The organism is Pseudomonas sp. B40(2017), assembly GCF_002112855.1.
Classification (GTDB): Bacteria; Pseudomonadota; Gammaproteobacteria; order Pseudomonadales; family Pseudomonadaceae; genus Aquipseudomonas; species Aquipseudomonas pharyngis.
In genome coordinates, this window is sequence record NZ_NEIT01000004.1 from 294,365 (window position 1) to 320,782 (window position 26,418).

Below are 26,418 nucleotides of genomic sequence, written 5' to 3' on the forward strand. Positions count from 1 at the left end.
AAACGCATTTTTTGATTTGCCCTAGTTCGCCGCCTCCAACCAGACGGACGGTGCCTGACCGAGGGTCCGGCGGAACATCGTCGAGAACGCCGCCGGGCTGTCATAACCGAAATCCAGGGCAATCCGCGTCACTGCTTCACCCGCCGCCAGCCGTGCCAGCGCCAGTACCACGCAGGCGCGCTGGCGCCATTGACTGAAACTCAGGCCGGTCTGCTGACGAAACAGTCTGTTGAAGGTGCGTAAGCTTACGTGCAGCTGATCGGCCCAATGCTGGGGTGATTGGTGGGCATTCGGCTGATGCAGAAAGGTCTTACACAGCTCGAGCAGTCGTCCGTCAGACGGCAGCGGGATATGCAACGGCAACGGTGCACTGCGCACCAATTCATGCAGCAACAAGTCGATCAGCACGCCGTCACGCCCGGTCAGGTCATACGTCAGCGGCAACTCCACGGCTTCCATCAGCAAGTGCCGCATCAATGGCGACACACTGATCACCTGACAACGCTCGCCCAGATCCACCGCCCCCGGCTCGATATACAAACTGCGCGTGCTGACCCCTAGCATCAACACCTCATGCGCCACCCCCGGCGGAATCCACACCGCCCGCTGCGGCGGCACCACCCAGTTGCCGTCATGCGTGCTGACCTGCATCACCCCGGTCGCGCCGTACAACAATTGCGCCCGCCGATGCGTATGACGTGGCAACAGATAGCCGTGGGAATAATCCGTACCGATCGCCACCACCGGGCGTGGCGTGTCATCCAGCAGATTGATCGAAACATTGCGCATCGAGCGGCACCCGGCAGTTGGCGTAAGCGCGAACATTATTGGCTGACTTGCTGAAGCAGGCCAAGCACCGACGCTCTATCGTCGACCGCTCCCCAACCACGGACGACGCGCCATGTTCTACCTCTTGCTGACACTCTTCGGCTGCCTGACCGGCGTCACCGCCGTGCTCTTCGGCTTCGGCGGCGGCTTCGTCGTCGTGCCGCTGCTGTACCGCATGCTCACCGCGAGCCACGGCGCCGACGACCCGATCAGCCAATCCGCCATGCACATCGCCGTCGCCACCTCGACCTGCGTCATGATCGTCAACGCCCTGGTCGCCACCGATAAACACCGCCGTGCCGGCAACCTCATCCGTGATTACCTGTGGCCCTTAGGCGGGTTCATCGGATTGGGCGCAGTCGTCGGCGCAATCGCCGCGGTGTGGGTCAGCGGCGAAATCATTCGTTATGCCTTCATAGCCTACCTCGGCGTGACGATTGTCGATTGCCTGCTGCGACGCGGATTTCTTACGCAGTCCGAAGGCGCCATCCCACGGCGATTGGGAACACTGGAAACGTCCGGCGGCAGTGTAGGCATTGGCGCCATCGCAACCTTTCTTGGTGTAGGAGGAAGCGTCATGACCGTGCCGTTATTGCGGCGTTGCGGGTTGAGCATGTCGCAGGCGACGTCGATGGCCAATCCGTTGAGCGTGCCAGTGGCGCTGGCGGGAACGCTGACGTACATGCTGTTGGCGGGGTTCAGCGAGACAGAACTAGGGCCATGGTTTATCGGGTATGTGGATCTGCTGGCGTTTGCGGTGCTGACGCTTGGCTCGATGTTGGGGATTCGACTGGCCACACGATGGATCGGGCGGATACCGGATCGGGTGCATGCTTGGGTTTATATTGGATTGTTGGTTATTGTGATGTTGGGAATGTCGGTGAAGTAGTCGTGAGTCGACAGTCCCATGTTTGATCCTCCCGATTATTTATTAGAGATCAAGGATGCTGATCTTCAATTGCACCGAAGCTGCCAGCAAGTTCTTCAGTCGTGTCCACCAGGGAAAAAAGATCACCCCGGTGGATTTCGCCCCGCCATCGTCAACTATCGAAGATGATGAGATGGACAGTGCTGTCGAGCAGTGGTTGGTGCATGCGATCACTGTGCAACGAAAGCATGTGCTGTTCGCCATGCACATCAAGACTCGCTATTGCATGGTTTTCGCCGACATGAAAAAGGCCGATCTGGATGCATTTGTGGGGCAACTCGCTGATCGCTGGTTCAACGGTGTCATGCTTCATGCAACCCATCACGGGCTCTCCGAGTGGATTGATATTGAACCGTTGATTGAGCGATTCCAGTGGATGTGTCGACCGCAGCAGTTCTATCGCCGCAGCCATCGCAGCGCACAAAAACACATCGATGAAATTGCCTGGGTCTTCCAGGACAAGGCCGCAGGGGCCGGTTGTTTACCGCCTGATGAAGTCGCAGCCATGGTGTTCGACGCGCAGATGAACGACACCCCGAGAAACAGCAAGGGCGCCAAGGGTTACTACTACCCGGATGAGGAGATGACCGTTCATTGGCTTCGTCGTTATTGCGCGCTGGATGAGGACGAAGTTCAAGCGGCAAAGACGCGCCGCATGCAAGTGTATCGGGAGATAGCAGCAGTCGAGCGCGAAGCCTGGCTGGAAGAGTACAACCGACAAAACTCGATTACTTAAGCCACCCCCGCCATAATCCGCCCCGCATTCACTAGCGCCGGCACTCACGTCCCGGCGCGACCTCCGACTCATTCAGGGATCGATCCATGCTCAAGGGACTGTTGCGCCTGGCGCCATATGCCGCCGCGTTGTTTTCACTGCTTTCCACCGCTCAGGCTGACGACGGCAGACGTGTGTTCACCGGCACGCTGGGCAAGACACCGATTGTGGTTGAGCTCAACACCCAGCAGCAGGATGAAGTGACCGGCCGTTACTTCTACGAGAAGTATCACCGCGATCTGCCTCTCAGTGGCGCGTTGCAGGACAGCACGCTGACGCTGGTCGAGGGCAATAATCGCTACGGCGACGACAAGCCGCTGCCAACCCTCAAGCTGGAAGAAACCGCCAACGGCTGGCAGGGCGAATGGCAAAGTCCTCAGGGCAAAAAGCTTACGGTGCAACTCTCTGAGGCCAAACTTGCGGCGCCGGCCTCCACCACTTTGCCCTTCATCGCCACGCTGCCCGCCAGCGAACCGTACGAATATCTGCGGCTACAGGGGCTCAAGCTCAAGGCCACGAAAAAAGAAGATTTCATGGGCTACACCCTGCAATGGTGGACGGAGCCCGAGTCGAAGATCGCGTTGTTTACCGTGGAATCCGGCCTGACGAAAGATGACCTGCAGCGGGTCAACCAACAGTTGCTCGGGCGCTTGTGGAGCAAAGTCATCAGCTATCACGGCTGCCAGTTGCAGGGCGGGGAAAACGTCGAGTTCATGCAGCAGGCACAACCGCAACTGATCTCGCCAGCCGTGGTCAGCCTGAATATCTCGACCAGCTATTACTGCGGCGGCGCGCATCCGGACTTCGGCGATTCGCCGCTCAACATCGACGTGAACACCGGCCATCCGTTGTCGCTGGAAGATGTGTTGTGGGTAGGCGAGGGCAAACCACTGCTGCACGCCGAGCGCGATAGTCTGGGCGATCAGCCGCTGAGCGAAAAAGAAAGTGCAGCGCGCTCGACTTACCAGCGCGAAGTGCTGGTGCCGTGGCTGATCAAACAACTCACCACGCTCTACCCCGAGGAAATGAAGAAACCGGCGGAGGGCGATGAGGACAGTTGCGACTACACCGATGAAAGCATCTGGGGTTATCCGTCCTGGCACTTCACCCCGAAAGGTCTGTACCTGGGCGCCTACTTCGCCCGCGTCGCCCGCGCCTGCGATGCGCCGGAGTGGTCGATCCTGCCGTACTCCCTCATCAAACAACACCCCGGCGCCGTCCAACTGCAACTGCCCAAGGGCTAACCATCACGCCAAACCCGGCGCTTCACGAATGATGAAGTGATCCAGGTTCTCGATATTGGCATTAAAGACCTCGAAAGGCTTTTCGGGGTTCTTCTTGCCCGGCACCTGCTTCAACTCCGGCGTCACACCATAAAAGAAGCAGAACAACTCCTTATCACTTTCGATCGCGTGCTTGATCTCTTCGAGAAACGCCTTGCGCTTGCGGTAGTTGTCGATCAGCTTTTTGTTGAGATAGACACTGACCGGATAAGGCTTCTTCTTGCTGTCATCCGGCTTCTTGAACCAGACCTTGTCCTCGAAATCGATCCGGAAACTGGCGCTGTGAAAGTCCTCGATCTTCTTGATCCGACCCCAATAAATCAGCCCCTTGTTGTCCATCAAGTACTCGATCTTCTTGAAGAACGAGCTGTACGGCGCCGTATGCTCGCCAATCTTCAACGGCATGCGCTTGAGCAAATCCTTGTCCGCGAAGTTCGACACAAAACACTCCACGGGGTGAGCGAAGACACTGGTCTTGTCCGGCGCCGTCTCCCGACTCGGCGATTCTTTTGAGGGGGAGATCGCCACCCGCACCGGATCATCCCGCAACACATCCGCCGCCCCCGTAGGCGCGGCAGGCTTGCGCACATACTCACAACGCGTCAGCAACAACTCCGACGGAAAATGCTCCTCCCGCCCGTCATCCGACTCCCCATCCGCCGCCTCAACCCCCGACGCCGACGTCTTCAAACTCACATACGGACAACCCGCCACATGCTGCGTACCGGGCAGATTCTTGAAGTGCGGCGTGCGCACGTAATTCACGTTCTTGGCGTTGAACGTACCCAACTCGTTGGAAGCATCGAACGCCGCACGACAGGCGTCGTTGGGGCACTGGAAGTGTTCCTTCGCGGAATCGAACGCCACCGTCTCATCGAAATTGAGATCGCGAACGTCATAGATCGACAACTTGTCGTCGAGGCTGAGGCAGTAGGCGAGGTCGAATTTCATGGTGGGGCTCGGGTCCTTGAGTGGGGGGAGGGGTATTAATAGCGGGTGGTGGGGTGGGTTGCACTGATTGTTTTCGGGGTGATGCAAAATCTGTATGAGTGAGCCTGCTCCCGCTGGGCTGAGAAGCAGCCCAGAAATCAGCAAACGCGATTAGTCAGATAAACCGCGATTATTCCCTTTCGAGTCTTCCAACGTTGTCATACAGCCAAGCAGTGAAAGCCTCTCTGTCATCCGAATGGTGGCAACGTTGGTGACAGTTGGGACACAGCGCCACGACATTCGAAGGCTGGTCCGATCCTTCTTGCGACATATGCTTTACGTGATGAACTTCAAGAAACGGTTTTCCATTTTTCTTAAATGGCGCTTCTTCGCCACAACCTTCGCACTTCCCATTGGCTTCCTGACGAACCCAGCCCCTCAATTCGGGATCACGAAAGTAAACTTTTCTGGTGGACGTCGTTTGAAGAGGTGTCTTTATACCTTTGGGGACGTAATCAAATTGCGTTCGCTCAAATTTGTCTGCGCGTTGTTCCAGTAACGCTTCGTCCGCAGTTGGATCAGAATCTTCAAGCGTCAGAACGGTGGAATCATCAAGTGCTTTACGGATGCTACGCGCTACATTCGCACCAACATTCTTGGCAGGTTTGTAGCCTTCAATTCGCTTTCGACCCATTTCTACCAACACGGTAGAAATGTTCTGCATCCGAAATTCGACAGAACCCTTCGTCCGGCCGGCGAGTGGGCCTTCACGCAGAATGCGATTTTCCTCAGTCTTGACGAATTTCTGGCCGCTCTGCTCACGCGCCAGCATCTTGAGGTAGGCATCGACCGCAGCCTGAATCTCTACGTCACTCCAATCGCTATTAGTTTTTTCCGTATCCATACAATCGCCGAGGGTTGAAAACCCTCGGACGATACTGAGTGGCCATTACCGATGTCTACGAAAATTCCTACAGAAAATAACGACGGATCTCGCGAAGTCCTACAACCACCATCACTAGCCCATGGAATGCCTCGAAGACTGAAACACCTGCGCAACCTTTCTCCACCACGGCTTGCCCGATGTCCGTCGTTGCGTCTGATCGCTCAGCAGATAAGGCATATCCCGTAGCCGAATCCAGCCTTCATCCTGCCAATGCAGCAGGCTCAATGACATCTCCGGCCAATCCAACAAACTCAACGTCGGTCGTTCTGAATGTCCTGAGTGCTCTGCATCGCGCAAGGCCGGCACCACCTGCAGAGTCAACCACTCCCGCAACAACCGGTTCCCCGGGACGTAGTGGTACACCAGCAGCGCATACACACCGGACTCACTTAGCATCAGCTGCTTTTCGGGTTGCCGAAAATACTCAATCCACAAAACGCGACGTTGATCCTTGTCTAGCTTGTTGACCATTCGTTCGCACAGATGGAAACCCATCAAGCGGCCGACATCGCGAGCGCAGAACCACGTTTGGTTTTCGAGTAGAAGGGCATGTAGAGCGAGGTTGTGACGCGAGAAGACAGTTACAGAAAAAGGATCGGGCATATCCATTACCTCTACGTTTAGATTTTTGGAGGGCCAGACCCCAACGTAGAGTGGACTTAAGAAATCCCAACGAGCGAGGCAGCTCCACCGACGGCATACGCGTCTGTGTGACTGACCGAACTTTCTACGTTGGGTGTTTCTTAGGCACCTGCAACGGAGCTTAGAGGTGCTTGTGGTTGGCTTCAATGCGAAGCGGCTGTAAGTGCTGTAGGAGATTGAGCGCTGCAACGTAGGGATGGAAAAAGACAATCAGCCGCCCATTAAAAAGCCCCGATCAAATCGGGGCTTTTTACTTTCTCAACTCGACGACTCAAGCAGCAATCGTCAAATCTTGTCTCACGAGACGATTAGTCCCAGCTCAACGCACCACCAGTCTGATATTCAATCACACGAGTCTCAAAGAAATTCTTCTCTTTCTTCAAGTCCATAATCTCGCTCATCCAAGGGAACGGGTTAGTGGTCCCTGGGTACTCTTCCTTCAAACCGATCTGCGACAGACGACGGTTAGCGATGAACTTCAGGTAGTCCTCCATCATCGCCGCGTTCATGCCCAGTACGCCGCGAGGCATGGTGTCACGCGCGTATTCGATTTCCAGCTGGGTGCCTTGCAGGATCATCTGCGAGGCTTCTTCCTTCATTTCGGCATCCCACAGGTGTGGGTTTTCGATTTTGATCTGGTTGATCACGTCGATGCCGAAGTTCAGGTGCATGGATTCGTCGCGCAGGATGTACTGGAACTGCTCGGCGACGCCGGTCATTTTGTTGCGGCGGCCCATGGAGAGGATCTGGGTGAAGCCGCAGTAGAAGAAGATGCCTTCCAGAACGCAGTAGTAGGCGATCAGGTTGCGCAGCAGTTCCTTGTCGGTTTCGACGGTGCCGGTGTTGAATTCCGGGTCGGAGATGGCGCGGGTGTATTTCAGGCCCCAGGCGGCTTTTTTCGCGACCGACGGGATCTCGTGGTACATGTTGAAGATCTCGCCTTCATCCATGCCCAGCGATTCGATGCAGTACTGGTAGGCGTGGGTGTGGATCGCCTCTTCGAACGCTTGGCGCAGGATGTACTGGCGGCATTCCGGGTTGGTGATCAGGCGGTACACGGCCAGGGCCAGGTTGTTGGCAACCAGGGAGTCGGCGGTGGAGAAGAAGCCGAGGTTGCGCATCACGATGCGGCGCTCGTCGTCGGTCAGGCCTTCCGGGTTTTTCCAGAGGGCGATGTCGGCGGTCATGTTGACTTCTTGCGGCATCCAGTGGTTTGCGCAGCCGTCCAGGTATTTCTGCCAGGCCCAGTCGTACTTGAATGGCACGAGCTGGTTGAGGTCGGCGCGGCAGTTGATCATGCGCTTTTCGTCAACGGCGACACGGGCGGCGGAGCCTTCGAGTTCGGCGAGGCCTTCGGCGACGTCGAGGGAATCCAGTGCAGCCTTGGCGCGGGCCACGGCGGCCGAGTCTTCGGCGGTCACGGCGCGGGCTTCGAGGGCGGCGGCACCGCCGGCGCTGTCGAGGCGGTCCATGTTGGCTTCGCTAGCGTGGCCGGCATTGGCGCCTTTCACTGCTGCTACTTCACTGTCTTCTTTGTCGAATTCGTCCCAGCTCAGCATGACGTGTCGTCTCCTGCGTGAGGGCCTGTGCCCGTGTGAAAACTGATTGTTGGTTTTTCACACGGCCGTACAGGCCGCGTTGGATGTCGTTTTTTGCAGCGGTGCTACGCAGGCAATAAACAGAAAATTTTTACGGGTTTCCGAGAGCCTCTGACGGGCGCAGGCCAGCGTTGTCGCTGCTGCGGGGCTTCAGAATGGCTTTGATCCCTGTAAGGGAATATTGCTGACCCGATTAGGGCGGCATTATAGGGAAAAAAACACGGGCGTGGGGGAGGGCGAAACAGCGCAGGGCGGTCGAGCGCGCGGGTGATTTCGATCGGAGCGAGGGTTTACAGGGCTTTCGCCGGGATTGGCCCCGGAGAAAATTTTTTCATTAATTTTTTGGCGTGTGATTGATTGCTCAAAAAACGAGCAAAAAACCGCGGTTTTCACTATATCTTGTGTTTTGCAACCCTTTTGCGCCGCTTCAAACACAACTGAGCCCGACCGAAGCCGGGCTGGAATCGACCCTCGATGTAGCGCTGAGTGATCCGATTCGGTGCAGTCTCAACGCATCAATTGGTGCAGCCGTTGCCCATGATGCTGTAACGCAGGATGTGACGCTGACCCTTGGAGTCGTCGTATTCCATTTTCGCCGGAACAACTTCGCAGACATTCGGAACTTCGCTCATGGAAACAACTTTGGCGATGTCCAGGTGAGTGGAGTAAGTGTATTCCTCGATGGCTGGTTGTTGCTGTGCGACATCAGTCGGAACCTCGTCTGCCATGGCGGTTGCGCACAGACTGCTGAGGGCCAGAACCAATAAAGCTTTCATTTGAAATTTACCTTCTTGAGGTCGAGTGGGGTCACGCAACCTTTTTTGGGGTTGCGTGTGGAACTTCATCGTTTTGCTTTGTTACTTCAGAACTGGATTAACGGCCTTCGTGGGGGCTGTAACCTTGTTAATCGCTTTGCCTTGTCGGCGAGGTGAATTTTAGGGAGGCGGGGCAGGGGTAAACAGACCCGGTTTTGATAAACACCTTTGGCAGATTTGGTAACAATCCTTGGAGAGGGTGTTACCAGCGCTGCGGTTTTCTCGGGAAACCGGGTCGTCTGAATCGCTGGCACGCCAGCTCCCACAAGGGTTGCGGGGTTTGCTTCAGGAGTGTCTGTGGCATTTCTGGATGTTTTGTAGGGGCTTGTTACTACCATCGTCGAATGGTTCTATACGGGCGCCCCGGCTACAACAGGGTCATACAAAAACAACTATTACACCGAGGTAGGAAAGATGAGTGCGGCTTCCCTGTATCCCGTTCGTCCCGAGGTTCTGGCCAATACGCTGACCGACGAGGCGACCTACAAAGCCATGTACCAACAGTCGGTCGTCAACCCTGACGGCTTCTGGCGCGAACAAGCCAAGCGTCTCGACTGGATCAAGCCTTTCACCACGGTGAAACAGACTTCGTTCGACGATCACCATGTCGACATCAAGTGGTTTGCCGACGGCACCCTGAACGTTTCCTACAACTGCCTCGACCGTCATCTGGCCGAGCGCGGCGACCAGGTCGCCATCATTTGGGAAGGCGACGATCCTTCCGAAAGCCGCAACATCACCTACCGCGAACTGCACGAACAAGTGTGCAAACTCGCCAACGCCCTGCGTGGCCAGGACGTGCACCGCGGCGACGTGGTGACCATTTATATGCCGATGATTCCCGAAGCCGTGGTCGCCATGCTGGCCTGTACCCGGATCGGCGCGATTCACTCGGTGGTGTTCGGCGGTTTCTCGCCGGAAGCCCTGGCCGGCCGCATCATCGACTGCCGCTCGAAAGTGGTGATCACCGCGGATGAAGGCATCCGCGCCGGCAAGAAGATCTCCCTCAAGGCCAACGTCGACGACGCGCTGACCAACCCGGAAACCAGCAGCATCCAGAAAGTCATCGTGTGCAAGCGCACCGGCGGCGACATCAAGTGGAACCAGCATCGCGACATCTGGTACGAAGACCTGATGAAAGTGGCGGGCACTGTCTGCGCGCCGAAAGAGATGGGTGCCGAAGAAGCGCTGTTCATCCTTTATACCTCCGGCTCCACCGGCAAGCCGAAGGGCGTGCAGCACACCACCGGCGGTTACCTGTTGTACGCGGCGATGACTCACGAGCGCGTGTTCGACTACCGTCCGGGCGAAATTTACTGGTGCACCGCTGACGTGGGCTGGGTCACCGGTCACTCCTACATTGTCTACGGCCCGCTGGCCAACGGCGCGACCACGCTACTGTTCGAAGGCGTGCCGAACTACCCGGACATCACCCGGGTGGCGAAGATTGTCGACAAGCACAAGGTCAACATCCTCTACACCGCACCGACCGCGATCCGCGCGATGATGGCCTCCGGCACCGCCGCTGTTGAAGGTGCGGACGGCAGCAGCCTGCGCCTGCTGGGTTCGGTGGGCGAGCCGATCAACCCGGAAGCCTGGGACTGGTACTACAAAAATGTCGGCAAATCCCGTTGCCCGATCGTCGACACCTGGTGGCAGACTGAAACCGGCGGCAACATGATGAGCCCGCTGCCGGGCGCTCATGCGCTGAAGCCGGGTTCGGCGGCGCGTCCGTTCTTCGGTGTGGTGCCGGCGCTGGTGGACAACCTCGGCAACATCATCGAGGGCGAGGCCGAAGGCAATCTGGTGATTCTCGATTCGTGGCCAGGTCAGGCGCGCACCCTGTACGGCGATCACGATCGTTTCGTTGACACCTACTTCAAGACCTTCCGTGGCATGTACTTCACCGGTGACGGCGCGCGCCGTGATGCCGATGGTTACTACTGGATCACCGGTCGCGTGGACGACGTGCTCAACGTCTCCGGCCACCGCATGGGCACTGCCGAGATCGAAAGTGCGATGGTTGCTCACCCGAAAGTCGCCGAAGCGGCGGTGGTCGGTGTGCCGCACGACATTAAGGGGCAGGGCATTTATGTCTACGTCACCCTGAAAAATGGCGAAGAGCCGAGCGAGCAACTGCGCCTGGAGCTGAAGAACTGGGTGCGCAAGGAGATCGGCCCGATTGCTTCGCCGGACGTGATCCAGTGGGCGCCGGGGCTGCCGAAGACCCGTTCGGGCAAGATCATGCGCCGTATCCTGCGCAAGATCGCTACGGCTGAATACGAAGGGTTGGGCGACATCTCCACCCTGGCCGATCCGGGTGTGGTGCAGCATCTGATCGACACGCACAAGACCATGAACGTCGCGTAAGCGGCGGGTCTGAAGGCTGAAAAGCCCCGTCCGGCATCGCGCCGGACGGGGCTTTTTGTTGTCTGGAGTTTATGGGTTGTTAGTGCTGGCCCCTTCGCTGGCAAGTCGAATCGTCGCACCGCAGCTCCCGTTTTTTGGTGTGTTGGAGGTTACGTGAGCAGCGTAGATCCTTGTGGGAGCTGGCTTGCCAGCGAAAGCGGTTTGTCATGCAAAGGTGCAATTCTTTGATGTAACACAAAACCCGCAGCCAATAATTATCGAATTGTTCCGTCAGCCCATTGCCACTGTTACCTGTCAGTCTTCAAGTAACCGAATGTGTAACCGCCCGCCCCGCAACGGGGCAATGAGAAACGCATCGCCCCGTTTTAGAGCCTCAAAACCGCCGGTGAAAAATAAGACATAACCCCGCGCTTGCCGGATTAGAAGGGTTTGCGAATAATAGGCCCGCAATTTGCAGCATAGATCGGTTCACTGTCTTTCGCTCTTGCATGAAATTGCAGGGCTGTCAATGTGCTCAAGCGGGTTTCTCGGTGCATCTGTAATTAGTTGTCGCATTGAAGAAATATCGGCTTCGGGCCTGTCGTTAGAATGCCGATCACTCGCTCGTCGTGGCTTGCGTTGAAGCCGTCGCGGTTTTGACTGGAACTGTCCCACGCACGCAGCAACCGATTTCGTTACACCCATTCGCATATTGGGCTGTCGCTCACTCTGCCGTTTTTGCCCTTTACCGATGGAGTCCCAAGATGAAGAAACTTGTGCTGCTTGGCGCCCTGGCACTGTCCGTGCTGTCCCTGCCGACGTTCGCCGATGAAAAGCCTCTGAAAATCGGTATCGAAGCGGCTTACCCTCCATTCGCATCCAAAGCCCCGGACGGCAGCATCGTCGGTTTCGACTACGACATCGGCAACGCGCTGTGCGAAGAAATGAAGGTCAAGTGCCAGTGGGTCGAGCAAGAGTTCGACGGTCTGATCCCGGCACTGAAAGTGCGCAAGATCGACGCGATCCTGTCGTCCATGTCGATCACTGACGACCGCAAGAAGTCCGTGGACTTCACCAACAAGTATTACAACACTCCGGCCCGCCTCGTGATGAAGGAAGGCACCGCTGTCAGCGAAGGCCTGACCGAGCTGAAAGGCAAGAACATCGGCGTACAACGGGGTTCGATCCACGAGCGTTTCGCCCGCGAAGTCCTGGCCCCGCTGGGTGCCGAGATCAAGCCGTACGGCTCGCAGAACGAAATCTACCTCGACGTGGCCGCCGGCCGCCTCGACGGCACCGTGGCGGACGCTACGCTGTTGAATGACGGCTTCCTGAAAACCGACGCCGGCAAAGGCTTCGCGTTCGTCGGCCCGGCGTTCACCGACGTCAAATACTTCGGCGACGGCGTAGGCATCGCGGTACGCAAGGGCGACGCCCTGAAAGACAAGATCAACACCGCCATCGCGGCCATCCGCGAGAACGGCAAGTACAAGGCAATCCAGGACAAATACTTCGACTTCGACATTTACGGCAAGTAAAGACGTCGCTCGACCCGTCCGAAATGGCGCAAGCAACAGGATCTCTGCGGTTTGCGCCATTTTTTCATCCCAACTTTCGAGGACCTGAATCATGTTGAAAGGCTACGGGGCTGTCATCCTCGATGGCGCTTGGCTGACGCTTCAGCTCGCCTTGTCGTCCATGGCCCTGGCCATCGTTCTCGGGCTGATCGGCGTCGCGTTGCGCCTGTCGCCGGTGCGCTGGCTGGCGTGGCTGGGCGATCTGTATTCCACGGTGATTCGCGGGATTCCCGACCTGGTGCTGATCCTGCTGATCTTCTACGGCGGTCAGGACCTGCTCAACCGCGTCGCGCCAATGCTCGGCTATGACGACTACATCGACCTGAATCCGCTGGCCGCCGGTATCGGCACCCTCGGTTTCATCTTCGGTGCGTACCTGTCGGAAACCTTCCGCGGCGCGTTCATGGCAATCCCCAAAGGTCAGGCCGAAGCCGGCATGGCGTACGGCATGAGCAGCTTCCAGGTGTTCTTCCGGGTGCTGGTGCCGCAGATGATCCGTCTGGCGATTCCGGGCTTCACCAACAATTGGTTGGTCTTGACCAAGGCCACCGCGCTGATTTCCGTGGTCGGTCTGCAAGACATGATGTTCAAGGCCAAGCAGGCGGCCGACGCCACCCGCGAGCCTTTCACCTTCTTCCTCGCAGTGGCGGCGATGTACCTGGTGATCACCAGTGTCTCGTTGCTGGCGCTGCGTCACCTTGAGAAGCGCTACTCGGTAGGCGTAAGGGCGGCTGATCTATGATCTTCGACTACAACGTCATTTGGGAGGCCCTGCCGCTGTACCTCGGCGGTCTGGTCACGACCCTCAAGTTGCTCGCGCTGTCGCTGTTCTTCGGCCTGCTCGCGGCCCTGCCGCTGGGGCTGATGCGTGTGTCCAAGAACGCCGTGGTCAACGGCGCGGCCTGGCTGTACACCTACGTGATTCGCGGCACGCCGATGCTGGTGCAACTGTTCCTGATCTACTACGGTTTGGCCCAGTTCGAAGCGGTGCGTGAAAGCTTCTTGTGGCCGTGGCTGTCCAGCGCAACGTTCTGTGCCTGCCTGGCGTTCGCGATCAACACCAGCGCCTACACCGCCGAAATCATTGCCGGCAGCCTGAAGGCCACGCCGAACGGCGAGATCGAAGCGGCCAAGGCCATGGGCATGTCGCGCTTCAAGATGTACAAGCGCATCCTGCTGCCATCGGCCCTGCGCCGGGCGCTGCCGCAGTACAGCAACGAAGTGATCATGATGCTGCAGACCACCAGTCTGGCCTCCATCGTGACCCTGATCGACATCACCGGCGCGGCCCGTACCGTGAATGCGCAGTTCTACCTGCCGTTCGAAGCGTACATCACCGCCGGCGTGTTCTACCTGTGCCTGACTTTCATTCTGGTGCGCCTGTTCAAGCTGGCCGAGCGTCGCTGGCTGAGCTACTTGGCCCCGAGGAAGCACTGATATGGAACGTATCGACCACGTTCTGCCGTGGAGCCACCTGGGCAGCGAGCGCCGGATTTCGGTTTTTCGTTTCGGCAGCGGCGAGCGCAAGGCCTACATCCAGGCCAGCCTCCACGCTGACGAACTGCCCGGCATGCGCACCGCCTGGGAATTGAAAAAACGCCTCGGCGAACTCGAAGCCAGGGGCCTGCTCAACGGCGTCATCGAACTGGTGCCGGTGGCCAACCCGCTGGGCCTTGGCCAGTTGTTGCAAGGCAACCATCAGGGCCGCTTCGAGGCCGGCAGCGGCAAGAATTTCAACCGAGATTTCGTCGAGCTCAGCGCCCCCGTGGCCGCTAGGCTGGAAGGACAACTCGGTGATGATCCGCACGCCAACATCCGTCTGATCCGTCAGGCAATGGCCGATCACCTGGCCGCATTGCCCGAGGCCAGCAGCCAGTTGCAAGGCATGCAGCGCATCCTGCTGCAACATGCCGCCACCGCCGATGTGGTGCTGGACCTGCATTGCGACTGCGAAGCCGCGCTGCACATGTACGCCTTGCCGCAACACTGGCCGCAGTGGCGTTCGCTCGCCGCGCACCTGGACGTGAAGGTCGGTTTGCTGGCGGAAGACTCCGGCGGCAGCTCGTTCGACGAGGCCTGTTCGCTGCCGTGGCTGCGCCTGTCGCGGCTGTTCCCGGACGCGCAGATTCCACTGGCGTGCCTGGCGACCACCGTTGAACTCGGCGGTCAGGCTGACACCACGCCGGCGCAGGCCGAAGCCTGGGCCGAAGGCATTCTGGCGTTCCTCGCCGAGCAGGGCCTGATCCGTGGCGAGTGGCCGAGCGCGGCGCACGAACCGTGCGAAGGCATGCCGTTCGAGGGCACTGAATTGCTCCTGCCGCCGCATCCGGGGGTGGTGAGTTTTCTGCGCAAGCCCGGCGAGTGGGTTGAAGCCGGTGACAAGATTTTCGAAGTGATCGATCCGCTGTCGGATCGGGTCAGCACGGTGTGTGCTGGTACGTCCGGGGTGCTGTTTGCCATTGAGCGGCTGCGTTACGCCCAACCCGGTTTCTGGCTGGCCAAAGTGGCGGGGCGCGATGCGCTGCGCGACGGCCCTTTGCTCAACGACTGACTGTTTTTGTGAGAACCGACCGCATGTACAAACTTGAAGTCCAAGACCTGCATAAACGCTATGGCAGTCACGAAGTGCTCAAGGGCGTTTCCCTGAAAGCGGCCGCCGGCGATGTGATCAGCATCATCGGCTCCAGTGGCTCCGGCAAAAGTACTTTCCTGCGTTGCATCAACCTGCTCGAGCAGCCGCACGCGGGCAAGATCCTGCTCAACAACGAAGAGCTGAAACTGGTGGCCAACAAGGACGGCGCGCTGAAAGCCGCTGATCCGAAGCAGCTGCAACGCATGCGTTCGCGTCTGTCGATGGTGTTCCAGCACTTCAACCTGTGGTCGCACATGACCGCGCTGGAAAACATCATGGAGGCGCCGGTTCACGTGCTGGGCGTGTCCAAGGCCGAAGCCCGCGAAAAAGCCGAGCACTACCTGAACAAGGTTGGCGTGGCTCACCGTAAGGATGCGTTCCCGGGGCATATGTCCGGTGGCGAGCAGCAGCGTGTGGCAATCGCCCGTGCGCTGGCGATGGAACCGGAAGTGATGCTGTTCGACGAACCGACTTCGGCCCTCGACCCGGAACTGGTCGGCGACGTGCTGAAAGTCATGCAGGCCCTCGCTCAGGAAGGCCGCACCATGGTGGTGGTGACCCACGAAATGGGCTTCGCCCGTGAAGTGTCGAACCAGTTGGTGTTCCTGCACAAAGGCGTCGTCGAAGAAAGCGGCAACCCACGTGAAGTGCTGGTCAATCCGCAATCGGAACGTTTGCAACAATTCCTCTCGGGCAGCCTCAAGTAATCGCTCCCGTTATGCACCAGATTAGGTCATGCTGCGCAGCGCGCCAGATGGTCTAATTTGGTTGCAGCCGATTTCGGTTTTTCCCTCTGTTTACGTTTCGGATCGCCCGCCATGACTGCCCATCGAATTGGTTTCCTGATTTGGCCCAGCACTAAAGCTCTGACTTTGGCGCTGGCGGAGGAGGCCTTGCGTGTTGCCCAGCGTGTGCATCCGGATGTGGTTTACGAATTGTCGTTCCTGCAGGCCGAAGCACCGACCGAAGGTGAGTGGCAACTGCCCGGCGAACCCTGGGCCGGCAAACTCGAAAACTTCCAGAAACTGTTCCTGCTCGCCGATGAGCCACCGACAGCTTTGGCGCCGGCACTCAGCAGCGCGCTCAAGCAACTGGTACGCGCCGGTTGTGTGATCGGTGGTTTGTCGGCTGGCGTGTATCCGCTGGCGCACCTCGGTCTGCTCGACGGTTACCGCGCAGCGGTGCACTGGCGCTGGCAGGACGATTTCGCCGAGCGCTTCCCGAAAGTCATCGCCACCAGCCATCTGTTCGACTGGGATCGCGATCGGCTGACGGCGTGCGGCGGCATGTCGGTGCTCGATCTGTTACTGGCAGTCCTGGCCCGCGATCATGGTGCGGAACTGGCCGGTGCGGTCTCTGAAGAACTGGTGGTCGAACGCATCCGCGAAGGCGGCGAGCGTCAGCGCATTCCATTGCAGAACCGCCTCGGCTCCAGCCATCCGAAGCTCACCCAGGCGGTGCTGCTGATGGAAGCCAACATCGAAGAGCCGCTGACCACCGACGAAATCGCCCAGCATGTGTGCGTGTCCCGTCGCCAGCTGGAGCGGATCTTCAAGCAATACCTCAACCGCGTGCCGAGCCAGTACTACCTGGAACTGCGCCTGAACAAGGCCCGGCAGATGTTGATGCAGACCAGCAAGTCGATCATCCAGATCGGCCTGTCGTGCGGTTTCTCCTCGGGGCCGCATTTCTCCAGCGCCTATCGCAACTTCTTCGGCGCCACGCCGCGGGAAGACCGCAACCAGCGGCGCAGCAGCAGCCCGTTCGAGCTGTCCTCGGTGCCGCCCGAGCGCGGTTGATTCCGGGTATCGGCGCCTCGAGGGCGCTGATACTCCAGGTCTTGCTCAGTCTTCGATATTGACGACGGGCCGTATGACCTGGGGCGGATGATCGAGAATGCCGTCGACGTTCAGGGTGTTGCCCGTCTCCTGGAAATAGGCTCGGATGCGGTTCATCGCACGCATGGAAAAGGGGTTGCCACGTAAATCGTAGCGATCACCGACATAGGCCGGTACCTCCATCAGTTCGTCCGGCATTTCGCTGATTTCATTACCTGACAGATCGATTTCCATCCAGTTGAAGTTGCCAAGCGCACCCTTGGGAATTTCGCGGATGCCGGTCGTGCTCAAGTCCAGATCGGTCAGTGCCTGCAGGTTGCTCAGGTCGGGAGCCAGTCCAAGCGGGTTGTCCTGCAGGTGCAAGAGCTCGAGAGTGTGCAGCCCCGCCAGGCCGTTCACATCTTTTGGCGTCAGGGTGATGTTGCATTCCGGCAGGCTCAGCGACGTCAGACGCCCCATCCTGAAGATGGCTGCGGGGACGGTTCTCAGGTCGTAGCCTCGGATATCGAGGCTATCAAGACTGGGGAACGCCTCCAGGAAACGGCCGATGCGCGGCGAGTGATCGCTGACACTGAGCAGGTACAGATCCGATACGTGGCCGAATTGCGCCGTCAGTGTCGGCAGTTCACCTCGTAGCGGCAGGCTCGACGCGAAGCGGTGATCTTCGATATCCGCGCCTTCCAGCGGTGTCTTGCGCCAGCAGGTCAGCAATTCCTCCTTGAAACGCGCACGGTTTCGCTCTTCTTTCAGGCGCTCCGCGGCGTCGAGTGGCTGGCCGCTGATGTCATTGACCGGCAGGTCGGCCTCCCATGCCGCAAGATCACCCAGCAATGTTGCCAGTTCGGTTTCAAGACGTGTCAGTTCGCTCCGCCCATCCGCCAGCGAGCCGTTCAGTCGGTAGACGAAGGCGCTCGCCTGTTCGTCGTCGAGGGCGGGGTACAGGGTCTGGACTCGGATCAGGTCTGTCATTTCGGCCATGACCCCAAGGTCTTCGCCGTTACGGCGATAGTAAATCTTGATCCGGTCACGGGTGGCGGCATTCAAGGGATTGTCGCCGAAGTCATAGCCATTGCCGACGGCTGCCGGCAAGGCGAAGACATCTTCGGGAAGCTCGGTGATGCGGTTGTTGTTGAGTACAACCGTTTCAAGCGCGGGGTGGTTCAACAGCCCCGCGGGAAGTTCGGTGATGGCCGTCGCCGACAGGTCGAGGTACTCCAGTGCTCGCAGGTTGCGCAAGTCAGGCACCATGCCCAGTGGATTGCGATACAGATCCAGGCTTTTGAGTCGGGTCAGCATTCCAAGAACGGTGTGGCCTTCGCTGTCCAGCACCACGTCGCAGTCGCTCAATGCCAGCTCCTCGAGTGCAGGCATGCGGGTGATCGATTGTGGAATGCGTCCGAGCGCCAGTTCGCGCAGCTCCAGGGTTTCGAGGCCGGGAAAACAGTGCAGAAAGTTGTCATTGATCCGCAGTTGTGAATTGCCATGAAGCGACAGCGCCGTGACGTGGCTGAAGTCAGTGCTCAAGGTGGGCATGTCGCCGATGAACGCAAGATTGAGGCTCAGCGTCACAGCTCGTGTTTCCGGATTCTCCTCCAGTCGCTCGCGCCAGAACGCCTCGAGTTCCAGGCGAAAGGCCTCGCGTTCGGCACGCTCGGTATCGCGTTCGATTTGACTGAGTACTTCATCGGTAGCGGGGAAACGCTCGGGAATATCGCCCACCCAGCGGTGCAGGGCTTCGACCAGTTGCTGCAATTCCGATTCCCAGCGGGCAATCTGCGCACGCCCTTGCTCGATGGTTCCAGGCAGCAGGTACAAGACGCGTTCGGCATCCTCGCGATCCACTGACGGGAACAGTTCTATGAGCCGGTCCAGGTCTTCGTTGGGCATGGAGACGCCGAAGTTTTGCCGGTGCTCCTGGAAGCAGACTTTGACCCGATCGCGAGTGGCCGGGGTCAGCGGGTTGTCGGCGAAGGTGAATTGTCGGGGGGTGTTCATCGGAATATCGAACAGGTCTTCGGGCAGTTCGCTGATCCGGTTGCGATCGAAGATTGCGACAGTCAGGCGCGGGTGTGTGAGCAGGCCGTCCGGCACGCTGGTCAGTTGGGTATCGACCAGACGCAAATGAATCAGTGCCGGCAGGCTGTCGAGAGGCGGAGGCGTACCCAGCGGGTTGCGACTCAGATTCAGATACTGCAGGGCATTCAAAGAGGAAAGGATGGTCTGGCCAGGCGAAGTCAGTGACAACCTGCAGTTTTCCAGGATCAGGCGTTGCAGCGAAGGCATTCGTGCGCAGGCTCGCGGGATCTCTGCGAGGTTGAAATCATGCAGTTCCAGATGATGTAAGCCGGTGAAAGACCCCAGAAAGGCGTCGGTGGCGCTCAGGGTCGTACTTCCATGCACTGACAACTCTGCAATATGGCTGAAGTCCGCCGACAACCGAGGTAGCTCGCCGATGAACGTAAGCGTCGTTATCAGGGTGTCGTGCCGCTGCCTGGGGTTGTCCGAAGACCGCATGTGCCACAACCGCTCCAGTTGGTCGGCAAAGGCTGTTCTCCTGGTGTGCTCGACGAACATCTCTGTCGGGCTCAACGGTTGACCGCTGACCGGATGAGAGGCGGGAATCGCGGTCTTCCATTGTTCGAGGTCCGCGACCAGTTGTTCGATTTCCGCCTTCCAGTGCCTGAGCAGGATGCGGCCCTGTTCCAGGTCGCCGGGCAAGCCATAGAAGACGTCGCTGGCTTCCTCGGTGTCCAGGGCGGGGAACAGGGCTTTGGTGGCTGCGATATCTGCTTTATCGGCAGGTACGCCGAAATCCGGACCGATTTCCCGAGAGTAGGTCTTGATGCGTTCCCGGGTCTCAGCGCTCAGCGGGTTGCCGGAAAAATCAAATCCTTCGCTGACGGTGGCCGGCAGTTGAAAAAAATCCTCGGGAAATTCGCTGATCCGATTGTCACTGACGATGGCCGTTTTGAGGTTCGGATGGCGAGTCATGCCGACTGGCGCTTCGTTGATTCCCGTGCTGGAAAGATCGAGGTAGTTGAGTTGGCTCAAGGCGCCGACATCGGGTGAATCGCCCAATGGGTTGCCGGGCAACTCAAGGGAGTCCAGCGCGGGCATGGCGGCCAGTGCCGCTTGCGCTTCGGCACTGAAGGTCACGCCGCAATTTTTCAGGACCAGCGCTTCGAGAGCTGGAAGGCGGGCGAGCGTTTGCGCAGTCCGGTCAAGGGTGAAATCGCGCAGAACCAGCGTAGTCAACCGCGGGAAACCGGCGAGGAATGAGGATGCGGAGGTGATCGATTTGTTGCCACTCAAGGACAACGTGCGGATGTGACTGAAATCCGCGCTCAGCACGGGCATGTCGCCCATGAAGGTTGCCTGCGCATTCAAGGTTTCGGCCCGTACCAGCGGCTGAGTCGTGGAACGGTGGCGCCATAGCCGTTCGAGGCGCCCGGCGAACGTTTCCCTGGCAAAGAGTTCTTCGAGTCGTTCATTGAGGGTCAGTGTCTCGCCACTGAGTGGATTGCGGTCTGGAATGTCCCGGACCCATCTGGCCAGATCTGCGGTCAGACGGGTTATTTCGGCTTCCCATCGTTCCAGCTGAAGCCGGCCTTGGGCGAGAGAGCCTGGAAGTCGGTAAATCAGCTCGCTGGCCTGGCGATCGTTGAGGTCGGTGAACAGCATTTTGGTCCGGTCGATCTCGGGTTGCTCTGGCCGCACGCCCATGTAATTGCCGGTGCGGTTGAAATAGACTTTCACCTGTTCACGCGTAGCACTGGAAAGTGGATTGCCGGCGAAATCGAATGTCGCCCCGGTGCTGGGCGACAGCTCGAACAGCACACCGGGCAGCGAAGTGATCTGATTGCCGGCCAGCCAGGCGCTTCTGAGGCGCGGATGATCCAGCAGCCCGGCAGGCAGTGCGGAAATGCCGGTATCGATGAGATTGAGATAGGTCAGCGCAGAAAGGCCGTTGACGTCCATCGTGATACCCAACGGGTTACCTTGCAGATCGAGCGCCGTCAGTTCGTTGAGTGACGACAGCAGCAGCTGGTTTTGTGGGGTGAGAGCGACGCCACATTGGCGCAGTCTCAGTTGTCGCAGCGAGCGCATCGTCTGGAGACTTTGCGGCAGGTCGTCCAGGTCGAAATGGTTCAGGGCCAGGCGTTGCAAGTTTGGAAAACGCTGGAGAAATGCATCGACGCCGCCGGGATTGTCTGTGCCGGTCAGTTCCAGGTTTGTGATGTGATCGAAACTGGCGCTCAGGACGGGCAAGTCTCCCGGCAGTGGCTCTGAAAACAACAGACGGAAACCGGTCGCTTCCGGGGTTTCTCTGCGCCAGCATTTACGCAGAAGATGGGCGAACAGTTGGCGGTCGCGCAGGCTGGCCATCTGCCGGGCGAGGGACGCAGAGCCCCCTGTCTCCGGATTGTTGGGAACAGCGGCGTGCATCCACTGATTCAGGTCGCTGTCGAGCTGGGCGTATTCGAGGCTGAGCCGCGACAGTTCTGCATTCGCCCCGTGAGGGTGGGCTTGCAGTCGCGCGACCATGTCCTGCAAGTCGCCCTGCAACAGGCTCGGGTACACCTGCCTGATGCGGTTTTCCAGAGTGCGCGGGGTGTGCGGCGTTTCTCGGGCGTAACCTTGTGCCCCGGTCAGGCGCAGAGTCTCGATGGCCGGCGGGGAAGGGGGTTCGTTGACAATCGTCAGGCGCAGATCACTGCGTGGCAGCGGATTGTCACGCAGGGCCTGCCTGAGCTTTTCACCTTCACCGATGTGCAGGTTCAATGCCTGGCGCTGGGCGTCCGGCAAGGCTTGCAGAACACAGGTGTAGAAATCGGCGGTCCCCTGCAACTCCAGACCGTGCTGGTCATACGGCTTCCATCGACCGTTGGCGTCGAGTACCAGTACCCTCCTGATGGCGGCCGATTCGGGACCCGTGCTGTCGAGCAGTAGTCCTTGCGGGGATCCGGAGCGTACCTCCAGACGCACGTCGCCAGACCAGCCCGGTAATCGCTGGAGGCTGTGCAGCGCCAGGGTGTCGGAGTCGGGGTTGCGCACCGAATCCAGCTCCAGCCCTTCGTAGGCGCGAGTCACCCGCAGTTCAAACCGGGCCTCTTGCGCCAGTTCCTGTTGCCGAGCGGGCCAGTTTCCGGCTTCGATCTCCAACAGTTCTGAACCCGTGGCAGTATTGAGCAGCGCTTCGCTGATTTTTGCGGGCAGGCGAGGTTCGTGCAGGGCCACGGTTCTTGCCAGCGGTTCATCGCGGTGTTGAAGCGCCTGATAGCGCGTCTCGAACAAGGCCGTGCGTTCAGTTGTCGCGATCTGCGTCAGACGGGCACGCAGGTTTCGGGTGCGTACTTCAAGGGCGATCACCTGGCCGAATTCCTCTTCAAGCAGCGTATTGATTTCGTGGTTGTCGAGTGTCTGCAGCAGAGTCTTGAGCAAGTCGCCGTCGGTCAGTCTGTTCTCATGGATGTCCGTCAGCGGCAACTGTTGATCGGTGGAGGATTGCCAGACGACGTCGCCCTGTTCGCTGAACAGGCGCAGTCGTCTGCCGGAGGGCCACAGGTGCTGATCCTTGAGAAGCTGGAGTTGAATCAGCGGATCGGCGGTGAGGTAATCCTCGGCCTTGCTGCTGCCGATCCGGTCGATGAAATCCTGCAAGTCCCGATCAATCAGAAAACGCTGGAGACTGTCGGCCAGCAAGGGCGGCATGGGCTCGCGGTTCATGTGCATCCTGCGCAGGACGTCTTCGTCGCAACCGCTGACCTGGAGCAGCCGTTCGCGTCGCGCCGGGGGCAGCGATTCAACATTTGGACCCAGGCGCTGCAATACCGTCGCTCTGTCCCATTCCAGCGGGCGCTCGAGTTCGGTATGGAAGGCGCCTTCACCGTTATGGAAAACGGTCGGGCGATACGCGTCCGGTCGGCTCGGATGTTCGATGTATAACTTGTCCGGCTGTCCCGAATGGCTGACGGCGTAGTGCCCCTGTTCGGCCGGCAGCCATTTGCGTCCTTGATACTCATGCAGGCCGGACGGGCCCGGCACGCTGCCATCGGGCGGCAGGGCCTGCTGTTCGTAGGGCTTCAGGTCCGGCTTCCAATACAGCGTTCTGCCGTTGCGCAACTTGACGGGCCGGAAACGATCGATGAAGGCCACGACGGGGGCCGGCAGAACCCTGGGAAGTTCGGCCAGGGCGATACTGCCGCCAATGCCGAAAGCGCCGAGTTGCACCAGGGATTCCAGCGCGGCGAAGAGCTGCTCGCCGGCCTCGCTGGCCAATCCTTGAGCCCAATCGACAATGCCCTCGAATACCTCGTCGAGAAACTGATAGGCCATGTAAGCCATCATCATTTCACCCAGGAACGGCACGAAGGGCAGCACGACAAACGCGGCAATCTGGAGAATCGACGTCGCCACGCTGACAAAGGAATCCCATCGTGCCCAGCGGGCATTGCGGTCGACGGCCGCGGTCGGGACGGCAAGGGTGGCGGCGTCGTTGAGTATCTTGTTCAGCTTGCGTTGATAAAGGTGTTCCGACAGGTCGCCAGCGATGGCGCTGATCGCCAGTTGCAACTTGGGGTGCTCAATGGGGGTATCGCGCCAGGTGGGCTGAGGGTTGCCGGGTTCGGGGGCGTGCCATTTCACTTGGCTCAGGCGCCGGTTCAGCTCGGAGAAGAATTGCCCCCGCTGGGCAAGGGCGACGAATCCGCTGAAAAATTGCTGGTACTGCGGGGAGCGCAACTGACGGGTGAGTTCCTTCTCCAGTTCGGCGGTCGAGGCATAGTATTTGACCGGGTGCTCAGGGTCGCCTGGCACGTAGGCCACCACGCCTGACGGTGTGCCTGCCTGTTCCAGGTCTGGCGCAAAAATCACGATACCTGCCAGCTCCGCCGACATCATCGTCAGATCGTGACAGCGCAGGGTCTGGCCGTTCACCCGCATGCCCTGCAAACCGTCGCTCAGGCCGCCGATCAGGCGATACCAGCGTTCGTCGATATCCCGGTTGAGGCGCGCCAGCTCAAGCGCGGCTTTGAGACCTGCGATCTGGGTCGCCTTGACCTTCGGGGTCAATTCAGCGGCCATGGCAGGATCGGAGATACCGAGGCTGGTTTCAAGGTAGCGCTTGTAGCCGGCACCGATATCCAGCTCCCGGCACAGGCCCGTGAAAGCAGGTATGCCGATTTGTGCGCCGAGCGCCGGCCGTGTCTCGAACTGTCCTGTGGCCGACGGTTTGCTGATGAAGCAGGAGTCGCTGTCGTAGGCGTCGGCTCGTGTTTCATGTTCTTCGAAGTTGTGCAGCGCCGCGTCCAGCAAGGAAACCGTCCAGACCCGTACGCCGGTGCGGATGGAAAGGCCGGGCGGCGTGATCGGAATATAGAGGCGCAGGAAAGTTGCCCTCACGTCCAGCTCAAGTCCGTAGCGTGATTTCAACCCGGTTTTCAGCAAGGGTTCGGCAAAAGTGTGGGCGTCCTGCACGCCTTCCAGCAACTGATCGACACTGTTTTGCACCTGCATGTGATCTGCGATGGCGGCGCGTAGCGCGAGGTGTTGTGCCCGTGGTGCCAACTTGAATGTGTCGGGAATTGTTCTGCGCGCATTTTTCAGTGCGTCGCGCCTGGTCTGCGAAGACTTGCCCAGCCATTCAGGGATGCCATTGAGAAGGGGTTGATAGTGTGGCGGCGAATGAAGCGGGGCGTACTCGGAAGCCAGAGGAGGCACGGGTGGTTTTTCGGTCGGTGATTGCATGGTGATTGCGCCTTGGCGTCTGGAAAAGTGCCAAGCGAATCAAAATGCGCACGATGAAGTGCGGTACATAGTTATCGCAGCGACAAGCTGTGGAATTGATATCCTCGCAGGCCTGCTGCAATTGTCGTCGACGGTTTAAACTGCGCCTTTGCGACGGTATATGTCGCATTGCCGTAAACCCGGGAAAATCCGTGGTTTGCGCTATAAGAAGTTGTCGCTTGGCGGCAAGGCCGGGCTGAAAACTGTCCTTACAATCCCCCCATCGCTCGCCAGTTTCAGGCGGGTGGCCCTCATCAGGAGACTCCGATGTCCGTTGAGCACGCTGCGGTACAACGCGCCGATTTCGACCAGGTTATGGTTCCCAACTACGCGCCTGCCGCTTTCATTCCGGTGCGTGGCGCCGGTTCCCGCGTCTGGGATCAGGCCGGCCGCGAGCTGATCGACTTCGCCGGCGGTATCGCCGTCAACGTATTGGGTCACGCGCATCCGGCGCTGGTCGGTGCCTTGACCGAGCAAGCGAACAAGCTGTGGCACGTGTCCAACGTGTTCACCAACGAGCCGGCCCTGCGTCTGGCGCACAAGCTGATCGACGCCACCTTTGCCGAGCGCGTGTTCTTCTGCAACTCCGGCGCCGAAGCCAACGAGGCCGCCTTCAAGCTGGCCCGCCGCGTCGCGTTCGACCGTTTCGGCACCGAAAAGTACGAAATCATCGCCGCGCTCAACAGCTTCCACGGCCGCACCCTGTTCACCGTGAACGTCGGTGGCCAGTCGAAGTACTCCGACGGTTTCGGCCCGAAAATCACCGGCATCACCCACGTGCCGTACAACGATCTGGCAGCGCTGAAAGCCGCTGTTTCCGACAAGACCTGCGCGGTCGTTCTGGAGCCGATCCAGGGTGAAGGCGGCGTGCTGCCGGCCGAGCTGGCTTACCTGCAAGGCGCCCGTGAACTGTGCGACGCCAACAACGCGCTGCTGGTGTTCGACGAAGTGCAGACCGGCATGGGCCGCACCGGCAACCTGTTCGCCTACCAGCATTTCGGTGTGGTTCCGGACATCCTGACCAGCGCCAAGAGCCTGGGCGGCGGTTTCCCGATCGCCGCGATGCTGACCACCGAAGCGCTGGCCAAGCATCTGGTCGTCGGCACTCACGGCACCACTTACGGCGGCAACCCGCTGGCGTGCGCCGTGGCTGAGGCAGTGATTGACGTGATCAACACCCCTGAGGTGCTGAACGGCGTCAACGCCAAGCACGACAAGTTCAAGACCCGCCTGCAGCAGATCGGCGAGAAGTACGGCCTGTTCACCCAGGTGCGCGGTCTCGGTCTGCTGATCGGTTGCGTGCTGAGCGATGCCTGGAAAGGCAAGGCCAAGGACATCTTCAACGCCGCCGAACAAGAAGGCCTGATGATTCTGCAGGCTGGCCCGGACGTGATCCGTTTCGCCCCGAGCCTGGTGGTTGAAGACGCGGACATCGACGCCGGTCTGGACCGCTTCGAACGTGCTGCGGCGAAACTGACGCAAGCCTGATTCA

At 59.2% G+C, this 26,418-nt stretch carries 18 protein-coding genes; 11 read left to right on the plus strand and 7 right to left on the minus strand.

All coding sequences use genetic code 11. The features are described from left to right. Nucleotides 1–21 precede the first annotated feature (21 nt). Entirely contained in the window at nucleotides 22–789 is a 768-nt protein-coding gene (locus CAF76_RS12090; protein WP_085647350.1) for a helix-turn-helix transcriptional regulator, read from the minus strand. 112 nt (nucleotides 790–901) lie between these two features. On the opposite strand from CAF76_RS12090, the gene CAF76_RS12095 reads away from it, so the two are divergent. From CAF76_RS12095 to CAF76_RS12105, 3 genes are all read left to right on the plus strand, one after another. After that, the gene (locus CAF76_RS12095; protein WP_085647351.1) at nucleotides 902–1,717 is read left to right on the plus strand and encodes a sulfite exporter TauE/SafE family protein; all 816 of its coding nucleotides are present in this window, start codon (nucleotides 902–904) and stop codon (nucleotides 1,715–1,717) included. Between the two features lie 55 nt (nucleotides 1,718–1,772). Beyond that, nucleotides 1,773–2,492: a hypothetical protein gene (locus tag CAF76_RS12100; RefSeq protein WP_085647352.1), complete on the plus strand. Its 720-nt coding sequence runs from the start codon at nucleotides 1,773–1,775 to the stop codon at nucleotides 2,490–2,492. Nucleotides 2,493–2,578: 86 nt separating this feature from the next. Next, nucleotides 2,579–3,775: a hypothetical protein gene (locus CAF76_RS12105; protein WP_085647353.1), complete on the plus strand. Its 1,197-nt coding sequence runs from the start codon at nucleotides 2,579–2,581 to the stop codon at nucleotides 3,773–3,775. 3 nt (nucleotides 3,776–3,778) lie between these two features. Here the strand turns inward: CAF76_RS12105 and CAF76_RS12110 are convergent, their stop codons facing one another. The 5 genes from CAF76_RS12110 to CAF76_RS12130 form a co-directional block, all read right to left on the minus strand. Next, nucleotides 3,779–4,765: a hypothetical protein gene (locus CAF76_RS12110; RefSeq protein ID WP_085647354.1), complete on the minus strand. Its 987-nt coding sequence runs from the start codon at nucleotides 4,763–4,765 to the stop codon at nucleotides 3,779–3,781. Between the two features lie 169 nt (nucleotides 4,766–4,934). Then, the gene (locus CAF76_RS12115) at nucleotides 4,935–5,648 is read right to left on the minus strand and encodes an HNH endonuclease signature motif containing protein (RefSeq protein ID WP_085647355.1); all 714 of its coding nucleotides are present in this window, start codon (nucleotides 5,646–5,648) and stop codon (nucleotides 4,935–4,937) included. 114 nt (nucleotides 5,649–5,762) lie between these two features. Then, nucleotides 5,763–6,293: a Bro-N domain-containing protein gene (locus CAF76_RS12120; RefSeq protein ID WP_085647616.1), complete on the minus strand. Its 531-nt coding sequence runs from the start codon at nucleotides 6,291–6,293 to the stop codon at nucleotides 5,763–5,765. A 347-nt stretch (nucleotides 6,294–6,640) separates the two neighbouring features. After that, nucleotides 6,641–7,891, minus strand: a complete 1,251-nt coding sequence (locus CAF76_RS12125; protein ID WP_007951068.1) for a ribonucleotide-diphosphate reductase subunit beta — start codon at nucleotides 7,889–7,891, stop codon at nucleotides 6,641–6,643. A 554-nt stretch (nucleotides 7,892–8,445) separates the two neighbouring features. Then, nucleotides 8,446–8,706, minus strand: coding sequence for a DUF2790 domain-containing protein (locus tag CAF76_RS12130; RefSeq protein ID WP_011335542.1), 261 nt, complete (start codon nucleotides 8,704–8,706; stop codon nucleotides 8,446–8,448). A gap of 453 nt (nucleotides 8,707–9,159) precedes the next feature. Here CAF76_RS12130 and acs point away from each other — a divergent pair, with 453 nt between their 5' ends. The 7 genes from acs (at nucleotide 9,160) to argR (ending at nucleotide 17,102) form a co-directional block, all read left to right on the plus strand. Next, nucleotides 9,160–11,115 (plus strand): acetate--CoA ligase, encoded by a 1,956-nt coding sequence (gene acs, locus CAF76_RS12135; protein ID WP_007951065.1) that lies wholly within the window; start codon nucleotides 9,160–9,162, stop codon nucleotides 11,113–11,115. Nucleotides 11,116–11,858: 743 nt separating this feature from the next. Continuing rightward, complete coding sequence (locus CAF76_RS12140) at nucleotides 11,859–12,632, plus strand: ABC transporter substrate-binding protein (protein ID WP_007951064.1); 774 nt, start codon at nucleotides 11,859–11,861, stop codon at nucleotides 12,630–12,632. A 91-nt stretch (nucleotides 12,633–12,723) separates the two neighbouring features. Then, the gene (locus CAF76_RS12145; protein ID WP_007951063.1) at nucleotides 12,724–13,413 is read left to right on the plus strand and encodes an ABC transporter permease; all 690 of its coding nucleotides are present in this window, start codon (nucleotides 12,724–12,726) and stop codon (nucleotides 13,411–13,413) included. Next, a complete protein-coding gene (locus CAF76_RS12150; protein ID WP_007951062.1) occupies nucleotides 13,410–14,108 on the plus strand; it encodes an ABC transporter permease in 699 nt (232 codons plus the stop codon). Before CAF76_RS12145 ends, CAF76_RS12150 begins: the two co-directional genes overlap by 4 nt. 1 nt (nucleotide 14,109) lies before the next feature. Next, a complete protein-coding gene (locus CAF76_RS12155; protein ID WP_085647356.1) occupies nucleotides 14,110–15,222 on the plus strand; it encodes a succinylglutamate desuccinylase/aspartoacylase family protein in 1,113 nt (370 codons plus the stop codon). A 23-nt stretch (nucleotides 15,223–15,245) separates the two neighbouring features. Beyond that, nucleotides 15,246–16,010, plus strand: a complete 765-nt coding sequence (locus tag CAF76_RS12160) for an ABC transporter ATP-binding protein (RefSeq protein WP_003227281.1) — start codon at nucleotides 15,246–15,248, stop codon at nucleotides 16,008–16,010. A gap of 111 nt (nucleotides 16,011–16,121) precedes the next feature. Beyond that, a complete protein-coding gene (argR, locus tag CAF76_RS12165) occupies nucleotides 16,122–17,102 on the plus strand; it encodes a transcriptional regulator ArgR (RefSeq protein ID WP_085647357.1) in 981 nt (326 codons plus the stop codon). Nucleotides 17,103–17,147: 45 nt separating this feature from the next. Here the strand turns inward: argR and CAF76_RS12170 are convergent, their stop codons facing one another. Continuing rightward, a complete protein-coding gene (locus tag CAF76_RS12170; protein ID WP_256579608.1) occupies nucleotides 17,148–24,656 on the minus strand; it encodes a dermonecrotic toxin domain-containing protein in 7,509 nt (2,502 codons plus the stop codon). A 537-nt stretch (nucleotides 24,657–25,193) separates the two neighbouring features. Here CAF76_RS12170 and CAF76_RS12175 point away from each other — a divergent pair. Continuing rightward, complete coding sequence (locus CAF76_RS12175) at nucleotides 25,194–26,414, plus strand: aspartate aminotransferase family protein (RefSeq protein WP_064598809.1); 1,221 nt, start codon at nucleotides 25,194–25,196, stop codon at nucleotides 26,412–26,414. Nucleotides 26,415–26,418: the final 4 nt, after the last annotated feature.

Excerpts from the sequence above, each read along its gene's own strand:
- CAF76_RS12090 (WP_085647350.1), bottom strand. The coding sequence starts at position 789 with ATGCGCAATGTTTCGATCAATCTGCTGGATGACACGCCACGCCCGGTG.
- CAF76_RS12095 (WP_085647351.1), top strand. The coding sequence starts at position 902 with ATGTTCTACCTCTTGCTGACACTCTTCGGCTGCCTGACCGGCGTCACC.
- CAF76_RS12100 (WP_085647352.1), top strand. The coding sequence starts at position 1,773 with ATGCTGATCTTCAATTGCACCGAAGCTGCCAGCAAGTTCTTCAGTCGT.
- CAF76_RS12105 (WP_085647353.1), top strand. The coding sequence starts at position 2,579 with ATGCTCAAGGGACTGTTGCGCCTGGCGCCATATGCCGCCGCGTTGTTT.
- CAF76_RS12110 (WP_085647354.1), bottom strand. The coding sequence starts at position 4,765 with ATGAAATTCGACCTCGCCTACTGCCTCAGCCTCGACGACAAGTTGTCG.
- CAF76_RS12115 (WP_085647355.1), bottom strand. The coding sequence starts at position 5,648 with ATGGATACGGAAAAAACTAATAGCGATTGGAGTGACGTAGAGATTCAG.
- CAF76_RS12120 (WP_085647616.1), bottom strand. The coding sequence starts at position 6,293 with ATGCCCGATCCTTTTTCTGTAACTGTCTTCTCGCGTCACAACCTCGCT.
- CAF76_RS12125 (WP_007951068.1), bottom strand. The coding sequence starts at position 7,891 with ATGCTGAGCTGGGACGAATTCGACAAAGAAGACAGTGAAGTAGCAGCA.
- CAF76_RS12130 (WP_011335542.1), bottom strand. The coding sequence starts at position 8,706 with ATGAAAGCTTTATTGGTTCTGGCCCTCAGCAGTCTGTGCGCAACCGCC.
- acs (WP_007951065.1), top strand. The coding sequence starts at position 9,160 with ATGAGTGCGGCTTCCCTGTATCCCGTTCGTCCCGAGGTTCTGGCCAAT.
- CAF76_RS12140 (WP_007951064.1), top strand. The coding sequence starts at position 11,859 with ATGAAGAAACTTGTGCTGCTTGGCGCCCTGGCACTGTCCGTGCTGTCC.
- CAF76_RS12145 (WP_007951063.1), top strand. The coding sequence starts at position 12,724 with ATGTTGAAAGGCTACGGGGCTGTCATCCTCGATGGCGCTTGGCTGACG.
- CAF76_RS12150 (WP_007951062.1), top strand. The coding sequence starts at position 13,410 with ATGATCTTCGACTACAACGTCATTTGGGAGGCCCTGCCGCTGTACCTC.
- CAF76_RS12155 (WP_085647356.1), top strand. The coding sequence starts at position 14,110 with ATGGAACGTATCGACCACGTTCTGCCGTGGAGCCACCTGGGCAGCGAG.
- CAF76_RS12160 (WP_003227281.1), top strand. The coding sequence starts at position 15,246 with ATGTACAAACTTGAAGTCCAAGACCTGCATAAACGCTATGGCAGTCAC.
- argR (WP_085647357.1), top strand. The coding sequence starts at position 16,122 with ATGACTGCCCATCGAATTGGTTTCCTGATTTGGCCCAGCACTAAAGCT.
- CAF76_RS12170 (WP_256579608.1), bottom strand. The coding sequence starts at position 24,656 with ATGCAGGTGCAAAACAGTGTCGATCAGTTGCTGGAAGGCGTGCAGGAC.
- CAF76_RS12175 (WP_064598809.1), top strand. The coding sequence starts at position 25,194 with ATGTCCGTTGAGCACGCTGCGGTACAACGCGCCGATTTCGACCAGGTT.